General features: G+C 72.3%; 15 protein-coding genes. All 15 read right to left on the bottom strand.

The annotated features are described in order from the left end of the window. Position 1 precedes the first annotated feature (1 nt). The 15 genes from ACJOT3_RS02390 to ACJOT3_RS02320 all read right to left on the bottom strand — a co-directional run bounded on the left by ACJOT3_RS02390 (position 2) and on the right by ACJOT3_RS02320 (position 18,069). Entirely contained in the window at positions 2-1,738 is a 1,737-nt protein-coding gene (locus ACJOT3_RS02390) for a hypothetical protein (protein ID WP_406968237.1), read from the bottom strand. 305 nt (positions 1,739-2,043) lie between these two features. After that, complete coding sequence (locus ACJOT3_RS02385; RefSeq protein WP_406968235.1) at positions 2,044-3,696, bottom strand: alpha/beta fold hydrolase; 1,653 nt, start codon at positions 3,694-3,696, stop codon at positions 2,044-2,046. Between the two features lie 393 nt (positions 3,697-4,089). Continuing rightward, complete coding sequence (locus tag ACJOT3_RS02380) at positions 4,090-6,738, bottom strand: ATP-binding protein (RefSeq protein ID WP_406968233.1); 2,649 nt, start codon at positions 6,736-6,738, stop codon at positions 4,090-4,092. Between the two features lie 228 nt (positions 6,739-6,966). Then, positions 6,967-8,811 carry a carboxylesterase/lipase family protein gene (locus tag ACJOT3_RS02375; RefSeq protein ID WP_406968231.1) on the bottom strand — a complete coding sequence of 615 codons (1,845 nt, stop codon included), beginning with the start codon at positions 8,809-8,811 and terminating at the stop codon, positions 6,967-6,969. Continuing rightward, entirely contained in the window at positions 8,808-10,217 is a 1,410-nt protein-coding gene (locus ACJOT3_RS02370) for an MFS transporter (RefSeq protein ID WP_406968229.1), read from the bottom strand. The genes ACJOT3_RS02375 and ACJOT3_RS02370 overlap by 4 nt, the downstream gene beginning before the upstream one ends. Positions 10,218-10,239: 22 nt before the next feature. Next, a complete protein-coding gene (locus tag ACJOT3_RS02365; protein ID WP_406968227.1) occupies positions 10,240-10,944 on the bottom strand; it encodes a DUF3159 domain-containing protein in 705 nt (234 codons plus the stop codon). Between the two features lie 58 nt (positions 10,945-11,002). Further along, positions 11,003-12,889, bottom strand: a complete 1,887-nt coding sequence (locus tag ACJOT3_RS02360) for a S9 family peptidase (RefSeq protein WP_406968225.1) — start codon at positions 12,887-12,889, stop codon at positions 11,003-11,005. A gap of 329 nt (positions 12,890-13,218) precedes the next feature. After that, the gene (locus ACJOT3_RS02355) at positions 13,219-13,614 is read right to left on the bottom strand and encodes a nuclear transport factor 2 family protein (protein ID WP_406968223.1); all 396 of its coding nucleotides are present in this window, start codon (positions 13,612-13,614) and stop codon (positions 13,219-13,221) included. 2 nt (positions 13,615-13,616) lie between these two features. Continuing rightward, on the bottom strand, positions 13,617-13,928 hold the full coding sequence (locus ACJOT3_RS02350; protein WP_406968221.1) for a MoaF-related domain-containing protein: 312 nt from the start codon (positions 13,926-13,928) through the stop codon (positions 13,617-13,619). Then, positions 13,925-14,809 (bottom strand): VOC family protein, encoded by an 885-nt coding sequence (locus ACJOT3_RS02345; protein WP_406968219.1) that lies wholly within the window; start codon positions 14,807-14,809, stop codon positions 13,925-13,927. Before ACJOT3_RS02345 ends, ACJOT3_RS02350 begins: the two co-directional genes overlap by 4 nt. 95 nt (positions 14,810-14,904) lie before the next feature. Continuing rightward, the gene (locus tag ACJOT3_RS02340; RefSeq protein WP_406968217.1) at positions 14,905-15,159 is read right to left on the bottom strand and encodes a (4Fe-4S)-binding protein; all 255 of its coding nucleotides are present in this window, start codon (positions 15,157-15,159) and stop codon (positions 14,905-14,907) included. Between the two features lie 36 nt (positions 15,160-15,195). After that, positions 15,196-15,504: a GNAT family N-acetyltransferase gene (locus tag ACJOT3_RS02335; RefSeq protein ID WP_406968215.1), complete on the bottom strand. Its 309-nt coding sequence runs from the start codon at positions 15,502-15,504 to the stop codon at positions 15,196-15,198. A 398-nt stretch (positions 15,505-15,902) separates the two neighbouring features. After that, positions 15,903-17,186: a glutaminase gene (locus ACJOT3_RS02330; protein ID WP_406968213.1), complete on the bottom strand. Its 1,284-nt coding sequence runs from the start codon at positions 17,184-17,186 to the stop codon at positions 15,903-15,905. 29 nt (positions 17,187-17,215) lie between these two features. After that, positions 17,216-17,674 (bottom strand): carboxymuconolactone decarboxylase family protein, encoded by a 459-nt coding sequence (locus ACJOT3_RS02325; protein ID WP_406968211.1) that lies wholly within the window; start codon positions 17,672-17,674, stop codon positions 17,216-17,218. After that, complete coding sequence (locus ACJOT3_RS02320) at positions 17,671-18,069, bottom strand: GNAT family N-acetyltransferase (protein WP_406968209.1); 399 nt, start codon at positions 18,067-18,069, stop codon at positions 17,671-17,673. The genes ACJOT3_RS02325 and ACJOT3_RS02320 overlap by 4 nt, the downstream gene beginning before the upstream one ends. Between the last annotated feature and the right edge of the window lie 8 nt (positions 18,070-18,077).

The raw sequence follows: 18,077 nt of genomic DNA, 5'->3' as shown, positions 1-18,077 counted from the left end.
GTCAGCCGGTGAGGACTGTCATGGCGTCGCCGCGCACGTCGACCGCGTTCACCTCCACGGGGACCGCGGGCGGGCCGTCGCCGCGGCGGGGACCGGCCACCGCCAGCACGGGGCCCTCGCCCTCCTCCTCGATTCCGCCCGACACCGTGATGGCGGCGGCGTCGCGCGAGGCCGCCGCCAGGTAGTGCCACCGGCCGCCGGGGTCCTGCCACCAGGCGCCCGCCACCACCTGCCGGTCCAGGTTGCTGCACTCCCAGCCGCCCGCCCGCTCCCCGGCGACCACCGTCCGCGTACCCGCGTCGGTGGTCGCCACCAGCACGGCGCGGGCCAGCCCGCCGCCGTCGTGGGTGCCGTAGCGCAGGCACACCCACCGGCCCTCGCCGCCGCCGGGCAGGTCCTGCACGGCGAACTCCCAGGCCGTCGCCGTCACCACCGGTCCACGCGGCGGGCCTCCCGCGCAGGCGACCTCGCCCCACAGGCCGAACCCGTGCTCGGGGTCCAGCACCTCGTGCGGGCCCAGCCGGCGGATCTCGGCGGGCGGCGGGGGCATGTACCCCAGGTGGGCGGTGGCCGGGCCGCCCAGGTCCACCACCGTGTACGGCTGCCCGTGCGCCACCTCGGGGGCGCGCAGCCGCAGCACCGGGCCGGTCCCGCAGTGCCCGTCCGCGGGCAGCGGACCGGTCACCCCGTGCCCGTCCCGCGCCACCTCGGCCCAGCCCTCCTCCGGGGCGCCCAGGGACGCCGACGCCGCCTCGGTGACCCACGGCGGCAGCAGGTAGCGCACCCCCTCGGCGGTCTCGGACAGGCGGACCGCGGGCCAGTTCGCCACCCCGTTCGCGGGCTCGGCGAACACCTCCACCTCCTCGGCGTCCCCGTCCCGGGTGTAGCGGGCCGTCCAGGGGGTGTCGTGCAGCAGCACCACGTCGCGGCCGTCCACCCGGCCGGCGAACACCAGGCGCGGGTCGCGCGGCGGCCGCCCGTCGTGGTCGGCCCAGGCGGCCAGCGCGGCGTCGGCCAGCTCCCGGTCCCCGACCGCGTCGCCCCGGGCGGGCCAGGCGGTCAGGTCCAGGCGGAAGCTCTCCCGCCAGGCGTCCCCGTCGGCGACCGAGGTCACCGCCACCGGCGCGGCCGCCGACCCCGAACGCCCGGGCCCCGCCTTCAGCGCCGGCACCGCCGCCACCAGCGCCAAGGCGAGCAGCCCGGCCCCGGCCACCGCCAGGACACTCCGGGCGGGCGGCGCCCCGCGCCCGCTCACCCGCACCACCGTCGGGTCCGGCGGGCGGAACCCGTCGACCACCGCGGCCGCCCGATCCAGCGCCCCCTCGGGGTCGGCCGCCCCGGCCCGCCGCAGCAGCGCCGCGGCCTCCTCCGGCGCCAGCGCCTCCACCCGCAGCAGCGCGTACCCGGCGCGCGCCGCCGGGTCCAGCCCGTCCAGCGGCGCCAGCGCCCGCTCGAACGGACCGATCCCCTCCACCGGCGACACCCGCAGCCCGGCCGCCCCGCGCCGCGCCCGCGGCCGCCTGCCCCGCAGCGCCCGGCGCAGCACCCGCAGGCGCACCCGCGGATACTCGTGCGCCCGGGGATTGCGCCGCCCCCACGGCAGCGCGCGCGACACCAGCCGGTGCGCACCCGGCAGCAGGTCGCGGGCGGGCGGCCGCCCCGACAGCGTCAGCAGGGCCAGCAGGACGAGGTTCCGGTACGGGTCGCGGGGGAGGGGGCGCGCCGGGGGAGTGGGCATCGTGGCTCCTCGGGGATCTTTCCGAGCGAGCCTAGGGACCGCGGGCGCGCCGCACCCGCCGAACGCCGATACCCGTCACCTATGTCCCGAAAGTCCCGTCCGGTGGGCGTTCCCGGCCCCGGCCACGCCGATGGGCCAGGGGCCGCGGCCGTGCGCGAAGCGCCGGGGCGGTGCCTGCGGTGAACGGCCCTGCGCGTCCCGCCGGACCGAGCCGGAGCGTGCGCCCTGGAGACGGAACCGGTTCTCCCGGTCCGGCCTCCGGGGCGCGGCGCAGCCGCGGTGCGGGCCGTCCGCCTGCGATGCGGTCAGTCCCGCGGCCCTTCCCGGATGAGGGGGCCGTCCCGCAGCGGGTCGTGGAGCGGTCCGGCGTCCAGGACCAGGTTCGTTCCTCCCATCTCCTCCTCCGGGGAGAGGGGGTCCACCGAGCGCGGACGCCCGGCGCACCGGGTGTCCCGGGGCGGTGCGCCGTCCACCAGGTAGGCGTCCACCGCCGCCGTCACGCAGTCCATCCCCTCGCGGCCGTAGAAGGTGTGGAACCCCTCATCGGCGACGGTGACGAGCGCGTTGTCCAGCCGGGCGGCCATCTGCACGGACCCTTCGTAGACGGTGTTGGCGTCGTACTCGCCCCCGATGACCAGGCCACGCGGGTAGCCCTCCCGCTCCGGTTCCACCAGCGGGTCGGGGGTGTGCGAGGCGAACGTACAGGGCTGGGGCACGTGCCACCCGGCCCCGACGCCGTAGGGGCTGTACTCGCGGACCTGGCGGACGTCGGCGTAGTAGCCCGACAGGCGCGTGGGCCAGGGCGCCTCGCACAGCACCGCCATCATCAGGGAGGGATTGTCGAACTCGATCCCCGGCTCCGGCCACTCCCCGTCCTCGGGGAACCCGGGGTCCTCGGGTGTTTCGACCTCGGGGTAGGGCAGGTCGTTGACGATGTGCCAGAAATCGGCGGTCCAGTGGCTCCACTCGTGCTGCTCGCGTACCGCGTAGCCGACCAGGTAGTCGAACAGGTCCGCCGTGAGGAACCACGGTTCCCCACCGTCCGGCCCCTCGTTGCGGCGGGGGTCCTCCGCCAGCCGCGCGCGGGTCTGCTCGAAGGCGGCCAGCACCTCCTCCGGTGTCGCCCCCAGCCCGTAGACGTCGTCGTGCTCGGCCACCCAGGCGGTGTAGCGCTCCACGTTGGCGCGGTAGCCCTCGCTCTGCCGGGTGAACACGTCGCGCCACATGCCCTCGGGCGGAACGGCGGCGTCCAGGACGCTGCGGTCCAGGCGCTGGGGGAACAGGCTGCCGTACACGGCGCCGAGGTAGGTGCCGTAGGAGCGGCCGAGGTAGGAGATCTCGTCCTCGCCCAGGGCGGCGCGGATCACGTCCATGTCCCGGGCGGTGTTCGCGGTGGTCATGTGCGGGATCAGGTCGCCGTGGGCGCTCTCGCAGGCCCGCTGTGCGGCGATCACCGCGCGGGTGTGGCCGGAGAGCTCGTCGTCGGTGGGCCGGGACCACGTGGCCGGGTAGTGCGTTCCGCAGTCCAGGTAGGGGGTGGAGGCGCCGCTGCCGCGCGGGTCCATCCCGATCACGTCGTAGACCTCGGCGACGCGCTGTGCTCCCAGGGAGGAGAAATCGTGGTCGGGGCGGTCGCCGACGGCCATCTGACGGCCCGTGCCGCCGGGGCCGCCGGGGTTGGTGAGCAGGATGCCGCGGCGCCGATCGGGGTCGGTGGCGCGGTTGCGGCTGATGGCGATGGAGGCGCGCTCGCCTGCGGGGGCGTCGTAGTCGAGCGGGACCTCGATCCAGGCGCACTCCACCTCGCGCAGGAGGTGTTCCTCGCAGGGGGCCCAGACGACCTCCTGTTCGTGGAACTCCCGGAGGGGGTCGTCGGCGGCGGCCGGTGCGGCCGCCAGGGATGCCGCCAGGGCGAGCACCAGGGTGCCCGCGGTGGTGAGCAGGGGCGCTGTGCGCACGGGGGGTGTTCCTTTGCTTCTCCGGCCGGGGCCGCGGGGGCGACGCCGGGGTGTGCATCGGCCCGGCCACCGTATGCACCGCCCCACTCGGAAAGAAGCCGAAAGTCATTGGTAATACGATTTGGCCGGAAGTGGCCACCCTCCCGCCCCGGTGGAGGGCGGGTGCGGCCCGCGGCCGGGTGGCCCGCCCAGGGTTCGGGAGAACGGTGGCGGACGTCGGTGGGGCGGGGCCGAACGGTGGCGGACTCGGTGCGGTGGGGCCCCGTCCCTCCCCGCTGCGGGGGCATACCGGCCATACCCGCCCCAACCGGTCGATCGGCTCTGCCCGCATCGTCCCCACCCCGGCCGCATGCGCTGCCGGAAGGATTCGCGCCTGCGGCCGTCGGATGGAAATCAAAAATCGGAGAACTCCCGCAGTTCCTTTTCTTTCCTCCGGTGCTTCTCCGCGCGTCGGATGTCTCCCGCCGCCTCATTGATCTCGGCGAGCTCCCGGTGCGCGGCCACCTGGCATTCGACCTGCTCCAGCTCTTGGAACATGACCAGCGCTCGCAGTGCGATGCGGTCGGCTTCCTCGATGTCGCCCGTTCTTCTCATGAGGGCCGCCATGTCGAGGTAGGTGTGCGCGCGGTCGTCCCTGGCGTCGGGGCCATCGATGATGGTCAGCAGCCCGAACGCGGCGGACAGATCGCGTTGCGCGGCCTCCATGTCCCCGGTGTCGGCCGCATACGACGCGCGCCGCCGGTGGACGGTCGCCTGCAGGGACCAGTCGTCGGCACGAACGGTGCCCGCCGCCTGTTCGAGGGCCGCTTCGGCCGCGGCTCGCTCTCCGAGCCGATGGTGCAGATCTGCGAGCCTCAAGATGGCTCTGAACTGGTCGTAGACCGCACCGCTCTCTGAGAAGATCGAGATCGCGGTGCGCAGGTGGCCCTTGGCCGCCTCGTCGTCTCCGCCGTTCCGCTGGTAGTCGGCGAGCATCAGCTCGTCCATGGCCGTGCAATAGCTGCAGCCGAGGCGGGTGCTGCAGGTAAGGGCCCTGGACGCGGTGTGACGAGCCTTGTCGAAATCACCTTCGTGCCACTGCAAGCGGGCGAGGCGGGTCAAGGCCGACGAGGCGCAGTGAAGGTCCCCCGCATCGATGAGTTTTCGTGATGCCTGCTCCAGCACCTCTTCGGCGCGGGTCGGGTTCCTGTTGCGGCGAAGCTCCGATCCCCACTGCAGGAGGGCGTGGCCTGCTTTCTTGGGATCGCTTTCGCCGGCCATCCGCACGTATATCTTCTCCGATAGCCATTGGGCGATCGGACCGTCCTGCCTCGGTTTCTTTTTTGAGTGATCGTCCAGGGAGATTTCGATACTCGCGGCGAGTACGAGGTCGGGGCTGAGCAGTGCGAGTCGGCGCGCTTTTCTCAGGTGGGTCCGTTCCTCGCGCGGGTTCGCCACGACCCGGAGGAGATGGGCGAGCCTCTCGTGCAGGTGTGCCCTGGCTTTTCGGTCGCGCACAGGTCTCATGGCGGTCAGGGCCCGGTTGCACAGGTCCACACCTGTGCGGGCGAGGCCGCGCATCTTCAGGTAAGGGGCTATCCCGGCCGGCAGCTTCCAGGCCCAGGGAAGCAGGCCGGACTCCACCACACGCTCGGTGACCTGGAGCAGCCCTTCCCGGTCCTGATCGAGCGCGACGTAGTCCTCTGCCTCGGTTCCCTTGGCCAGCACGTAGTAGGCTTTCGCGAGCCGTGCGAGCGCCTGCTCGGCCTGTGCCGCGGTCTCGGTACGGGCTGAAACCTCCAGCAGGAACGAACGTGCCAGGTCGTGCAGGCGGTACTGGCCGCTCGACCTCTCATCCGCCTCGATCAGATGGAGGTCGTAGAGGTCGTCCAGGGACTCCTCGGCGCGTGGGAGGGACAGATCGGCAAGGGCCGCCGCGGCGGGAGGGGTGATCATGGTGCCGGGATGGTGCGCGATGAGCCGCGCGAACCTCTGCAGATCATCCGAAAGCTCACTGTAGGAGAGCTCCAGCATGTCCTCGACCGCCCGGTGCGGGGAGGACAGGCGGTTGAGGAGCTCCTCCATCGCCGAGTTGGGCCGGTGCGCCATCCACGTCGCCGCCAGAATGACGGCGAGCGGTAGATTTCCCAGGGTCCTCAGTACAGCCGAGATCTCTTCGCGGCGCCCCGATTCGGCGTGGTCGCCCAGGGCATTGGCGAACATCTCCTCGGCCTCCTTGTCCGGTGGGGGGTACAGGGAGATCGACCGTATGCCGGGGAGGGACAAACGGGAACGCGAGGTCAGCAGAATGGCTGATCGTCCTTCCCCCGCGAGCAATGGCCGGACCTGCTCTTCGTCGGAGACGTTATCGATCACGACAAGGAGGCGCCGACTGTTCAGCTCGGCCCGCCAGCGTGCTTCGAGTGCTTCGGATTGCAGGGGGATCCCGGTATTCTCTTGGTCCACTTGGAGCAGGAGGGCTTCGATCGCCTCTGCCGGCCGATATGGATCCTGGCCTGCGACATGCGCGCGCATGTCGAGGAAGAGCACTCCGTCGGGGAAGTGCGAGATGAGCTCGTGGGCGAGGTGGACCGCAAGCGCCGTCTTACCGACTCCACCCATACCGTCAATGGCGAGAATCGTGGCGGATGTGCGTTCGTCCGATCCGATGCGGGACCGTAGTTCCGTCAGTTCCGGTAGGCGTCCGATGAAACCGGGGAGCTTTGCCGGAAGCGAGTTGACGGGGCCGGGGGATTCCCGTACACGTGTGTACTGGTGCCGGTGCTGGTGCACGACTTCGCCGGTCCGGGTGAACAGGCCCGTTCCTCCCCGATTGTCTTTACCGGTCCGGTCGCCTTCGGATCCTTCATCGGGACCGGTGGCCGGTTGCGGTTCCCTTTCGTATAGGTAGGCGAGGACCGCGCTCAGCGCGAGGAGCGCGACGACCAGGCCGACCAGCCACCATTGAACGACCTGCTGGCCGGTGACGATATTGGTGACGGCGCCACCGATTCCCGTGATAATGGACGTCGCTGCGAGGAGAAGTCCACGCTTGCGGCTCACATCTCGTCGTTTCCGCTCCCGCACAGCCGCCCCTTCTGTCCGCCTGTGGCCATTACAGCACCACAGCCTTGCCGGCTTCCGGGGACCGCAGTCACAAGTGCGTAGCGATCCGCGGTGCCAAGGCGCACTGAACGTTTTTCATCCCGCCCCGCGGAGTCGAAGTACCGACACGGCTCAAGCCGTCAGGAGCCGACGCCCTCCGGCCCGGGCCGTCGCGAGCTTTCACCGTCAGGGGATCGGGCCGTCGTACTCCATCCAGAAGTCGACGGCCTCCGGGCGCGGGCGGGGCGACATCGAGCCGCCGCCGTCGAACTCCATGACCTGGTCGGGGTCCTCCGCCACCGTGGACCATACCGGGAGGCCGGGGCCGTTGGGGTCCCCGGTGCGGACGAAGTTGATCCAGTGGCCGCTCATCTGGTCGCGGAGCCGGTGGTCGGTCTCCGTGTAGTCGGCGTTCCCGTCGGCGCCGAGGTTGTCGTACGCGTAGGCCACCTCCGCGCCGTGGTAGGCGCCGTACCGTTCCAGCCCGGGTTCGGGCGGGACGTGGGAGAAGAAGTAGAGGTAGGCGTCCGATTCGCCGGTCCGTGTCTGTAGGCGGGCCCAGCGGTGCATCGCCCTGGTCATGACCATGTCGGTCTGTGCCTGGAGGAGGGAGTCGAGGACCTGCTCCTGCGTCTGACCGGGGTACAGCTCCAGGAACCGCTCGGCGTCCGGGCCGTACGTCTCCCGCGCGGAGGCGCGGTACTCGTCGACGTCGGTGTCCGGGGGCAGGGCCAGGGCGAGGGAGGCCTCGTCCGCGTTGCTGCCGACCAGGGTCGGTACGTCGAGCTGGTCGCCGGCGGCGTAGATGTCCGCGGGTGGTGCGGGCAGGACGTGGCCGTCGACGGAGGGCCGCCAGTGGCCGCTCAGGGAGTCCGCCGCGTCCAGGACGCGGTCGACGGGCATCGCGCGCATCTCCTCCAGGGTGGCCCCGCCGAGTGCCTCGCTCAGCCGGAGCCCGGCGTCCATGGCCGCCTCCCGCGTGTCGAACTGGTCGCCGTTGCCGGTGTCCCCGGTCGTGCCCATGCACGCGCCGCTGCCGGCGATGATGCCGTCCACCAGGCCTTCGGCCAGAGGCGTCGCCCCGAGGATGCAGGCGCTCTCGCCGCCGGCCGACTCGCCCGCGACGGTCACCCGGTCGGGGTCGCCGCCGAAGGCGGCGATGTTGTCGCGGATCCACTCCAGGGCCGCGATCTGGTCCTGGATCCCGTAGTTGCCCGCGGCGCCGTTCCCGGATTCGTCGGCCAGGTCGGGGTGGGAGAGGAACCCGAGGACGCCCAGCCGGTAGTTGAGGGTGACGGTGACGACCTCTCCGCGGGAGGCGAGGGCCTCGCCGTCGTAGAGGGGCAGCGCGCCGGAGCCGGTCGCGAAGCCCCCGCCGGGGATGTAGACGAGGACCGGGAGTTTCTCCGGGACGGGTGCGGTGCTCCGCCAGATGTTGAGGGTCAGGCTGTCCTCGGCGACCGGGTACGGGTTGAGGAGGGTCTCCTCCAGCGGCACGTCGACGACGCGTGCGAGCGCGCGTGTGGTGAACGAGGACCCGCTCTGGACGGGGACGGCGGAGAAGCGGTCGGCGATGAACACTTCCTCCCGCGGCAGGGGCGGCCGGGGCGCGCTCCAGCGCAGGTCCCCCACGGGCGGCTGCGCGTAGGGGATCCCCGCGAAGATCTCCACCGTGCCCCGGTCGTTGAGCACCCCCTCGACGGCACCCTGACGCGTGTCGACGAGCGCGGACGGTGACGGGTCCAGGCCGCCCGCCGGGCGCTGCTGCGGTGGCGGGTAGGCCAGCACGGCCGTGGCGCACACCAGCGCACCCGCGAGCAGCCACGCCCCGGCCCGCACGAGCGCGTGCCCTCGCAGCCACCGACGCGCCGTCGCCCACAGGGCCGCGAGCAGCGCCGCGACGAGCGCCCACCCCCACCACGGGCTCTGGCCGAGCCAGGCGATCACACCGGCGACCGCCGCGATCGGCAGCAGCGGCAGCCCACGCCGGACGGTACCGCCCGGGTACCACTGTCGTTTCTCGGTTCTCACCGTTCACCCTCTGATTCCGTCGACGCCGCTCCGGAGGAACCGACCGGTGGGCCGGGCTCCGCGTCCCCCTCCTCGGGCACCTGCTCCCCGGACACCTGCCCCTCGGACACCTGCTCGTCGATCGAGCGGAAGGCCGGAGCGGCCAGCGCCGCCAGCGCCGTGACCCCGACGAGGACCGCGACCACGGCCCCGGCCACGGGCAGCCCGGCCACCGAGGCCACGGCCGCGAGCGGGGCGCTGACCAGGGCCGGCGCGGACAGCATCACGGTGTTCTGCGCGCCCAGCACACGACCGCGCACGGCGTCCGGGGTGGCCTCGATGGTCAGCACCCCGAGCACACCTCCGGCCGGGGCGAAGAGGAACCCCGCCAGGGCCGCGCCGCCCAGCACCAGCCACGGCGAGGCCATGCTGCCCACCGCGGCGAACCCGACCAGCGCGCCCGCCATCCCGATCACGAACCAGACCCGCCTGCGGACCCGGAGCGCGAAGACGGCGTAGAGCGCCGAGCCCGCGATGCTCCCGGCGGCGATCGCGCTCAGGGTCAGACCCGTGAGCGCGGGAAGGCCCTGCTCGGTGAAGTAGGCGGGCATGAGGGTGGTCTGGAGAACGCTCAGGACCGCGATGAACACCCCGGAGACCAGGGTCGATCCCAGGACCAGCCGGTGGCGGAACAGGAACCGCCACCCGTCGGCCAGGTCGGCCACCGCCCGCCGCAGCGGGCCCTGGGACACCGGCCCCCCGGACGCTCCGCCCCCGGACATCTTGCCCCCGGACACTTCGACGGGCCCGGGGTCCCGGGCCGGGACCCGTCCGGCCCGCGGGTCGATCAGGAGCGTGGCCAGCGCGGCGAGCAGTCCGGTCCCCGCGGTGGCGAGCAGGATGGCCGGAGACAGGCCGAGCAGCGCGACCAGCAGCCCGCCCAGCCCGGGCCCGGCCAGCAGGAGCACGTTGCCCACGGTCTCGCGGACGGCGACCAGCCGGTCCATCCGGACCGGGCGCCCGTCCCCGCCGGCCGCCTCGGCGCCCAGGCGGGCCAGGGCGGGCAGCAGGGTCTCCTGGGCCGTCATGCCCGGCACCCGGATCACCGCACCGACGACGGACAGGGCCAGGAACCAGGCCAGGTTCAGGCCCCACACCGTGTCGATGACCAGTAGCGCCGCCATCGACAGCGCACTGAGCAGGTTGGCGGTGACCGACACCGCGCGCCGGTCCACCCGGTCGACGACCAGCCCGGAGAAGAGCCCCGTCAGAGCGGAGACGGCCATGCCCGCGGTCGCCATGATCCCCGCCGCCAGCACGTCGCCGGTGCGGTCGAGTACCAGGAGCGGTATCACCACGCTCGCGATCCCGGACCCCAGCAGGGACAGCGCGTAGGAGGAGAAGTAGATCGTCGGGCTGCGGCGCACGGTGGCCGGCCTCCTTTCGTGGTCAGTCACGGGGTTCGGGCGCGGACCGGTCCGGTCCGATCAGCCGCCTGGTCGTGCGGCGGAACGCCCAGACGGCCACGACGGCGGCCGCCACCGTCAGCGGGAAGCCCGTCACCGTGTCGGCGATCGCGAGCCCGGTCGTGGAATCGGCCAGGTAGAGCCATTGCCGCACGGCGAACCGGGCGGCGAACACGGCGGTCACCGCCAGGGTGGCGAGGTCGTGCACCCGCAGCGAGGGCCGGTCCCGGCGCCAGGGGTGGGTGTTGCCGTGGAAGAGGTTCCAGACCACCCCGGTCAGCGGGCGCCGCACCAGGACCGAGGCCAGGGTGAGCAGCGCCAGCGCCAGGGAGCCCCAGATCCCGAGCAGGAAGTAGTCGTTGGCCGACCCGGTCAAGGCCGCGATCCCGCCCGCGGCCGCCACGGCGATGACGCCGCCCATCGCGGTGACGGGCGACTCGCCCCGCCACATCCGGAACGCGCCCAGTCCCAGGGCGAGGGCGAGGGCGGCGCTGATCGCGATTCCCAGGGCGGTGAAGGGCACGGCCGCGGCGAAGGCCACGACCGGCAGGGTGGAGTACACCAGCCCCGACGGGCCGCCCAGGCCCTTGAGCACCTCCCGTTTGAGGTCCGCGGGCGGTTCGTTCCGGTCGGTGTTCGTGATCGTGGTGCGGTCGGTGACGTCATGGGCGGGTTCGTGGAAGTTCACGTCGGGTCTCTCCTGTCGTGCGGGCCGGTCGGGGCTGTGCACCGCGGTGCGCGGGCGGTCAGCCCCGCCCGGATCGCCCGCCCAGGTGCCGGGCGATGAAGCGGTCGGCGGCGTCGAACAGGGCGATCTGGTTCTCCGGGTTCACGAACCCGTGCCCCTCGTCGTCGAAGACCAGGTACTCGACCTCCACACCGCGCGAGCGCAGGGCCTCGACGATGTTGTCGGACTCGGCCTTCACGACCAGGGGGTCGTTGGCACCCTGCACCACCATCAACGGGGTGCGGATCCTGTCGATGCGGGTGATCGGGGAGCGGGCGAGCATGTCCGCCTCCTGCTCCGGGACGTCGGGGTCGCCGACGTAGCGGTACCAGTTGTTGATCAGGCCCGGCCGGACGAACGGCGGCTGGGTCCGCATGAAGTTCGCCAGGTCCGAGATCCCGACGACGTCCACGGCCGCCGCGAACCGGTCGGGGGTGAAGGTCACGCCGACCAGGGTCGCGTACCCGCCGTAGGAGCCGCCGACGATCGCCACCCGGTCCGGGTCCGCGTATCCCTGGGCCACGGCCCAGTCGACGGCGTCGATCAGGTCGTCGTGCATCTTGCCCGCGAACTCGCCGATCGCGGCCTGGGTGTGGGCCTTGCCGAACCCGGTCGAGCCGCGGAAGTTGACCTGTAGCACCGCGAAGCCGCGGTTGGCCATCAGCTGGACCGCGGGGACGAACCCCCAGGAGTCACGGGCCCACGGCCCGCCGTGGACCAGCAGCACCAGCGGCAGGCCGGTGGGATCGACCCCCACCGGCAGGGTGAGGTAGGAGGGCAGCTCCAGTCCGTCCCGGGCGGTGATCGTGACCGGGCGCATCGGCGCCAGCTTCTCCGGGTCCAGGTGCGGGAAGGGGCGGAACAGCAGCCGGGACTCCCCGGTGGCGTGGTCGTAGAACCAGGTGGCGCCGGGGTCGCGGTCGTGTGCGAAGGAGACGACCCAGCGCCGGCCCTCCCGGTCGGAGGACACATGGGCCAGGTCGCCCTCGGAGAGCTTCTCCAGGCCGCCCAGGACCTCGGCGAAGTGCGGGTCCAGGGCGTGGACCACCTGGCGTTCGCCGTAGTAGCGCACGCCCAGCAGCTCACCCCGGTGGTCGCGGATCAGCGGCTCGGGCACGGCCGGATCGACCATCATGCGCGCGTCGACGTCGAAGGCCGGGTGAGCGTCGACCTCGGTCTCCTCGCCGGTGGCCAGGTCGACCCGGACCAGCCGGGTGCGGTCGGTGCCCCGGTTGGAGACGATCCACAGGCCGGTCCCGTCCGGTGTGATCTGCCACGGCGACCCCACGGGGTAGTCGGCGCCCTCCCATTCGAGGACCTTGCGCGGCTCGCCGGTTGCGGGGTCGCGGCGGGAGAACTCCACGTTCCCCTGGGCGGTCAGCTCGGAGAGGAACAGCGATCCGTCACCGGCCTGGACCCAGATCTTGCCGGGGCCGGGGCTCCGGGCCAGCAGGCCGAGCTCGCCCGTGGCGATGTCGAGCTCGTGGGAGTCGAACGTCGCGGCGTCGCGGGTGTTGAGCAACAGGGTCACCTTCCCCGGGGTGACCGGGGACGGGGCGAATCCCAGGACCGTGGTCCCGGGGAAGGGGGTGAGGTCGACCGCCGCCGATTCCGGGGTGTCGAGGTCGACCCGGTACAGGTGCCACCTCTGGTCCCCGCCCTCGTCCTGGAGGTAGAGCAGGTAGCGCGGATCGTCGGCCCATTCGAAGCCCTGCACGCTGCGGGTCTCGTCGGCGGTGACGGGACGGGGCTCGGAACCGGGTTCGAGGTCCTGGACCCAGACGTTGAGCCGGTTCTTCCAGGGTGAGAGGAAGGCTATCCGGGTGCCGTCGGGGGAGATCGCCGCGCTGGTGCGCTGCGGTGAGTCGAAAAGGTCCTCGATGGTGTAGAGGTCGGGAAGCGCCATGTTCTCCACTCCTTGGCCTGTGGTTCTGCCGGTGATCGGGTGCTCTTGGATTCAAGCCGCCGGGCCGTTCACGGAGTAGTGCCGCCGTGTCAGCACCCCGCCGTGACATTCGTGCGGGTCGGGGCATGACGTGGTGTCATCGCCGTATTCCGCGACGTCCCTGTTGCGCGACGACCCTGCGCACAGAACGACTCTGCGTACGGAGGGGAGGGGAGGGGCGTGATCCGGCCGAAAAGGCCGCACGGTCCGACGAGAGGGTTCTCGTCGGACCGTGCGGACCTCGGGGTGTCCCGGTCGTGGCCCAGGGAAGGGCCTGTTCCCGGACGGGTTCAGACCATGGGGTTGCCGCCGGCCGTCGCTTCGGGCGGGGTGAGGTCCTGGACGACGTCCCAGTGCTCGACGATGCGGCCGTTCTCCAGCCGGAAGATGTCGACGATCACCACCGGGCCGGGACCCCAGCCGTGGACGAGGCTGTGGGTGAACACGAGGTCGCCCTGGGCCGCGGTGCGCTGCGGCTCCCAGGAGAACCCCTCCAGGCCGGGCACCACGGCGCGCAGCGTGTCGAGGCCGTCGGGCATCTGCGGGCTGTGCTGCACGTACGGCTCGGCCCAGTACCGGTCCAGCGCGGTGAGGTCCTTCTCGGTGAAGAGCTCGCGCATCGCGGTGAGCACGATCTCGGTGTTGCGCGCGGCCTGGTCGCTCGCGGCCGCGGTGTCGGTGTTCATGGTCAGGCCTCCGTGATGGTTCCGACGAGGTTGTACAGGGTGCCGTCGACGGTGACGTTGGAGTACAGCGTCGCGTTCGCGAAGTCCTCCACATGGGTCACGGTGGCGCCGCCGGCCTCGGTCCACGAGTTCAGGTAGACGCCCTCGCGGATCTTTCTCAGGTCGAGCGCGACGGTCTCGGCGTGGCCGTCCGGTGCGAGCCCGCCGCCCTCCTCGACGACGAAGCTGCCCTGCGACGCCGAGTCGAAGGTGAACCTCACCTTCAACGGCCCCAGGTCGAACCGGTAGCTCCTGCCGATCAGCTGCCGTGTCATCGGTCTTCTCCTTCGGTCGGGGCCACGCTGAGGCGGACGGCGTTGGCCCAGGGGTCCTCGAAGCGGACCGTCGCGCCGTCGTCCTGGATCTGGACGCGGTAGTGCCGCATGCGCTCGGTCAGTTCGCCGACGTCGTCGGCGGACGGCACCTCGATGTCGACCCGCCCCAGGCCGAGGGTCTGCTGTCGGCGGCCGGCGCCGCGGCTCCTCCACACGTTCATCGCCATGTGGTGGTGGTATCCGCCGGCGCTGACGAACACGGCCTGGTCGCCCAGGGCCATCGTCACGTCGAAGCCGAGCCTGGTGGCGTAGAAATCGCGTGCGGTCGCGACGTCGCCGACGGAGAGGTGGATGTGGCCGACCCGCGCGTCCCCGGTCGTCTCCCCGGCGAGCCCGCGCTCGTCGAGGTGTTCGCGCAGGTAGGCGTTGGGGTCGAGGAAGAGGGTGCTCATCTCGACCTGTCCGTGGGTCCAGCTCCACTGGGTGCGGTCGCGGTCCCAGTACAGTTCGACGCCGTTGCCCTCGGGGTCGTCGAAGTAGAACGCCTTGCTGACCAGGTGGTCGCTGGAGCCGGTGAACGTCCCCGGGTGCAGGCGCGCGACGGAGTACACCGCAGCGGCCAGGGCGGCCTCCGTGTCGAAGAGGATGGCGGTGTGGAAGAGCCCCGCCTCGTGCGGTGAGGCGTGGCGCAGGCCCGGGGTCTGCACGAGGACGACGACCGGCCGGCCGGGGCGGCCGAGGGTGACCTGCGGCCCGACCTGCTCCAGCACGGTCAGGCCGACCCCGTCGCGGTAGTAGGCGGTCATCGCGTCCAGGTCCGCGACGTTCAGGGTGACGGCGCCCATCGAGGTGCCGGCCGAGAGGTGTGTGTCTGTGCTCATGTTGTCCGTCAACTTGCTTGAACGTTCAAATATTTCCGCGACGAACGTTGTCGCGGGCGGCCGCGGACCCGGACGGGAGGGCCGCCGGAGGCGGCCTATGCGGGCCGGTCCGAGGCATCGGTCCCGCCGCCGGCGCGTCGGTACCGCAGCGCGCCCGAGGGGCAGCGCGCCACCACCTCGGCCAGGCGGTCGGCGTCGGCGTTGTCCGGCCGGATCCACGGGCGCCGGCCGATGTCGAACACCTCGGGCAGGCCGCGGACGCACTCGGCCGCGTGCCGGCAGCGCCCGGCCTCGAAGGTGACCGTGATCGACCGCCCCTCGTACGTCTTCCTGTCGGGTCCCTCGCCCATGCCGCTCCTCCTCGTCGCCGTGTCCGCCTCGGTCGTTCAGTCGCTGACCTTGCTGCGGGACTGGTACGCCAGGTCCCGGTACTCCGGGTGGCGGGAGATCCAGCCCGCGAAGAAGGGGCAGGTCGCGAGCACGCGCAGGTTCGCGGCCCGGGCCTCGTCGAGGGCGGTGCGGGCCAGCGCGGACCCGACCCCCCGGCCCTCGTGCTCCGGCTCCACCTCGGTGTGCACGAACGCGATGAGCTCGTCCGTGCGGATGTACTGCGCCACGCCCGCGATCGCGGGCTCTCCGTCGACGCGGGCCTCGTAGCGCCGCGCCTCGGGTGCGTCCTTCACTTCGACCGCCATGTGCGCCCCCTGGGTCGTTCGGTCCGATCTGGCCGTCACGCTAGCAGCGAATAGTTGATCCATCAACACATGAGTTGGCAAAAAGGCCCCGAGGTCACCGCTGTCGAAAGCCTCGAAATCCCATGTCAGGGCAGTCTTCCGCGGTATCCGCGGGGCCGCGAAGTCGATGATCGGTCAACCGGATGAAGGCGGCCGGTGCACGGTCGTCGAGTCGGCGGGGGCACCGGCCCCCGGGCCGGGGCCGGGCGGGCCCCGGCCCTCCCAGGGCGGCGAACACCCGCCCGCCCCGGCCTCCGGGATGGCCGGGCCGGCAGCCCGCCACCGTTCCGTCCGAACGGCGATGAGCGGGCGCGCCCGCACGGCGCCCCGCCGTCACGCTCTGCCGTCACACCCCGCCGTCACGCCTGGAGGCGCTCGATCTCCTCCACGGTGCCGACCACGGTGACGCGGCCGCCGTCGCCGGGGTCGGGCTCGGGCACCACGTCCTCCGGGTCGACCAGGTAGACCTCGTGGCCGTCGAGCGTGAGCCGCCGTACGACCTCCAGCAGCATCCGGCGGGCCACGTCGTCGAGGGAGTGGACCAGCGTCAGGTCCAGGGCCACCCCCGGTTCGCCGGGCGCGGTGGCCACCATGTCGCGCACGAGCCGCTCCGCGCCCGAGAAGCGGATCGCGCCCTGGAGCTCCACGACCCGCACCGCGTCCGCCCCCGCACCGACCACCCGGGTGCCGTGCACGACCGCGCGGGCCGGTGCCGGGACCTCCATCAGGTGCAGCCCCATGTCGGCGGAGAAGCGCTTGAACAGCGAGACGCCGCGAACGCTGTTCCCGAAGGGGTCGAGCCGGGGGGAGAACGTGGCGATCCCGACCTGCCCGGGCAGGGACCCGATCAGCCCTCCGGCCACGCCGCTCTTGGCCGGGATCCCCACCTGGGTCGCCCAGGTGCCCGCGGAGTCGTACATGCCGCAGGTCGACATCACGCTCAGCACCTGCCGCACCACCGGACCCGGCACCACCTGCTCTCCCGTGACCGGGTTGCGGCCGTTGTTGGCCAGGGTGGCCGCCATCACCGCGAGGTCGCGCACGGTGACCAGCAGCGAGCACTGCCGGACGTAGCCCTCGACCACGGTGTAGGGGTCCTCGGTGAGGATCCCGTGGGTGCGGAGCATGTGCGCGATCGCCAGGTTGCGGTGGGCGTGCTCCATCTCCGACGTGCACACCGACTCGTCCGGGTGCAGCCGGCGCCCGGCGAACGCGGACAGCCCTTCCACGACCCGCTCCAGCCGGGCGGCGGCGTCCGCCCGCTCGGGGCCGACCAGGGAGTGGGTGGCGATCGCGCCGGCGTTGATCATGGGGTTGAGCGGTCGGCCGGTCCCCGCCTGGAGGGAGATCTCGTTGAACGCCTCTCCCGAGGGCTCGACGCCGACTTTCTCCAGCACGGCGTCGAGCCCGCGGTCCGCCACCGCCAGCGCGTAGGCGAAGGGTTTGGAGATCGACTGGATCGTGAACGCGTGGTCCGCGTCACCGGCGGCGTAGACCTCGCCGTCCACCGTCGCGAAGGCCGTGCCCAAACGCTCGGGGTCGGCCCCCGCGAGTTCGGGGATGTAGTCCGCGAGCGCGCCCGAGCCGTCGGATTCGACGGACTCCAGCGCCTCGACGAGGTAGTCGGGGATCGGTGATCGCATACGGCACTCCTTCCCTCTTCCACCGCCCCCTACTGCCTGACCACCGGGTGTCCGCTGGCGATCGAGATGCGGTTGAACGCGTTGATCAGGGTGGTGGTCCACTCCACCGCGGAGATCTGGGCGGTGGTCAGGTGGGCGGCCGCACGGGCGTTGACGGCCTGCCGGTCCAGGGCCGGGTCGATCGCGGTCAGCGACTCCGCCAGCTCGAACGCGGCCCGCTGCGCATCCGTGAACAGGTCGGTCTCGCGCCAGGCCGCCAGCACGTCCAGGGTGCTCTGCGCCACCCCGGCCCTGCGCGCCTTGGGAAGGTGGATGCTCAGACAGGTCGAGCACCCGTTGATCTGGGACACCCGGATGTTGACCATCTCGATGAGGTCGTCGCCCAGGCCGGCCTCGTGCGCCGCGGTCCGGGAGGCCGCGGCCGCCTTGATCATCGCCCGGTAGACCAGGGGGTGCTCCTTGTCGATGTAGGGGCGCTCCGCGCTCATGCGCCACCCGCGTTCTCGACCGTCTCCTTGACCAGGGCGAGGTCGGCCGGCCGCGGCCGGCGGAACCTGCCGCCCTGGGCCGCGTACTCGTCGCCGTGCTTCTTCAGGTGCGCGGCGAAGAGCGGGCACACGGGCACGACGGTGAGGTTCTTGTCGATGGCGTCGGCCAGCGCCTCACGGACGAGCAGCCCGGCCAGGCCCCGGCCGCCGAACTCCGGGGCGACCTCGGTGTGGAAGAAGACCCGCTCGTCGGCGGCCTGCGGCGGGTCGACGAAGTCCGCGCGCCCGGCGAGGACGCCGTCGTCCACGCTCACGGTGTAGGCGCTGATGGCGCGTGCCCGGTCGAGCTCGATGTGCGCGGTGGCGCCGGTCTTGTCGGTTCGTTGTCCGGTCATTGCGGATA

Source organism: Nocardiopsis protaetiae, from assembly GCF_045446735.1.
In the GTDB taxonomy this organism is placed as follows: domain Bacteria; phylum Actinomycetota; class Actinomycetes; order Streptosporangiales; family Streptosporangiaceae; genus Nocardiopsis; species Nocardiopsis protaetiae.
The sequence above is the reverse complement of the archived record's forward strand: the minus strand, read 5'-3'. Positions and strand labels throughout refer to the sequence as shown.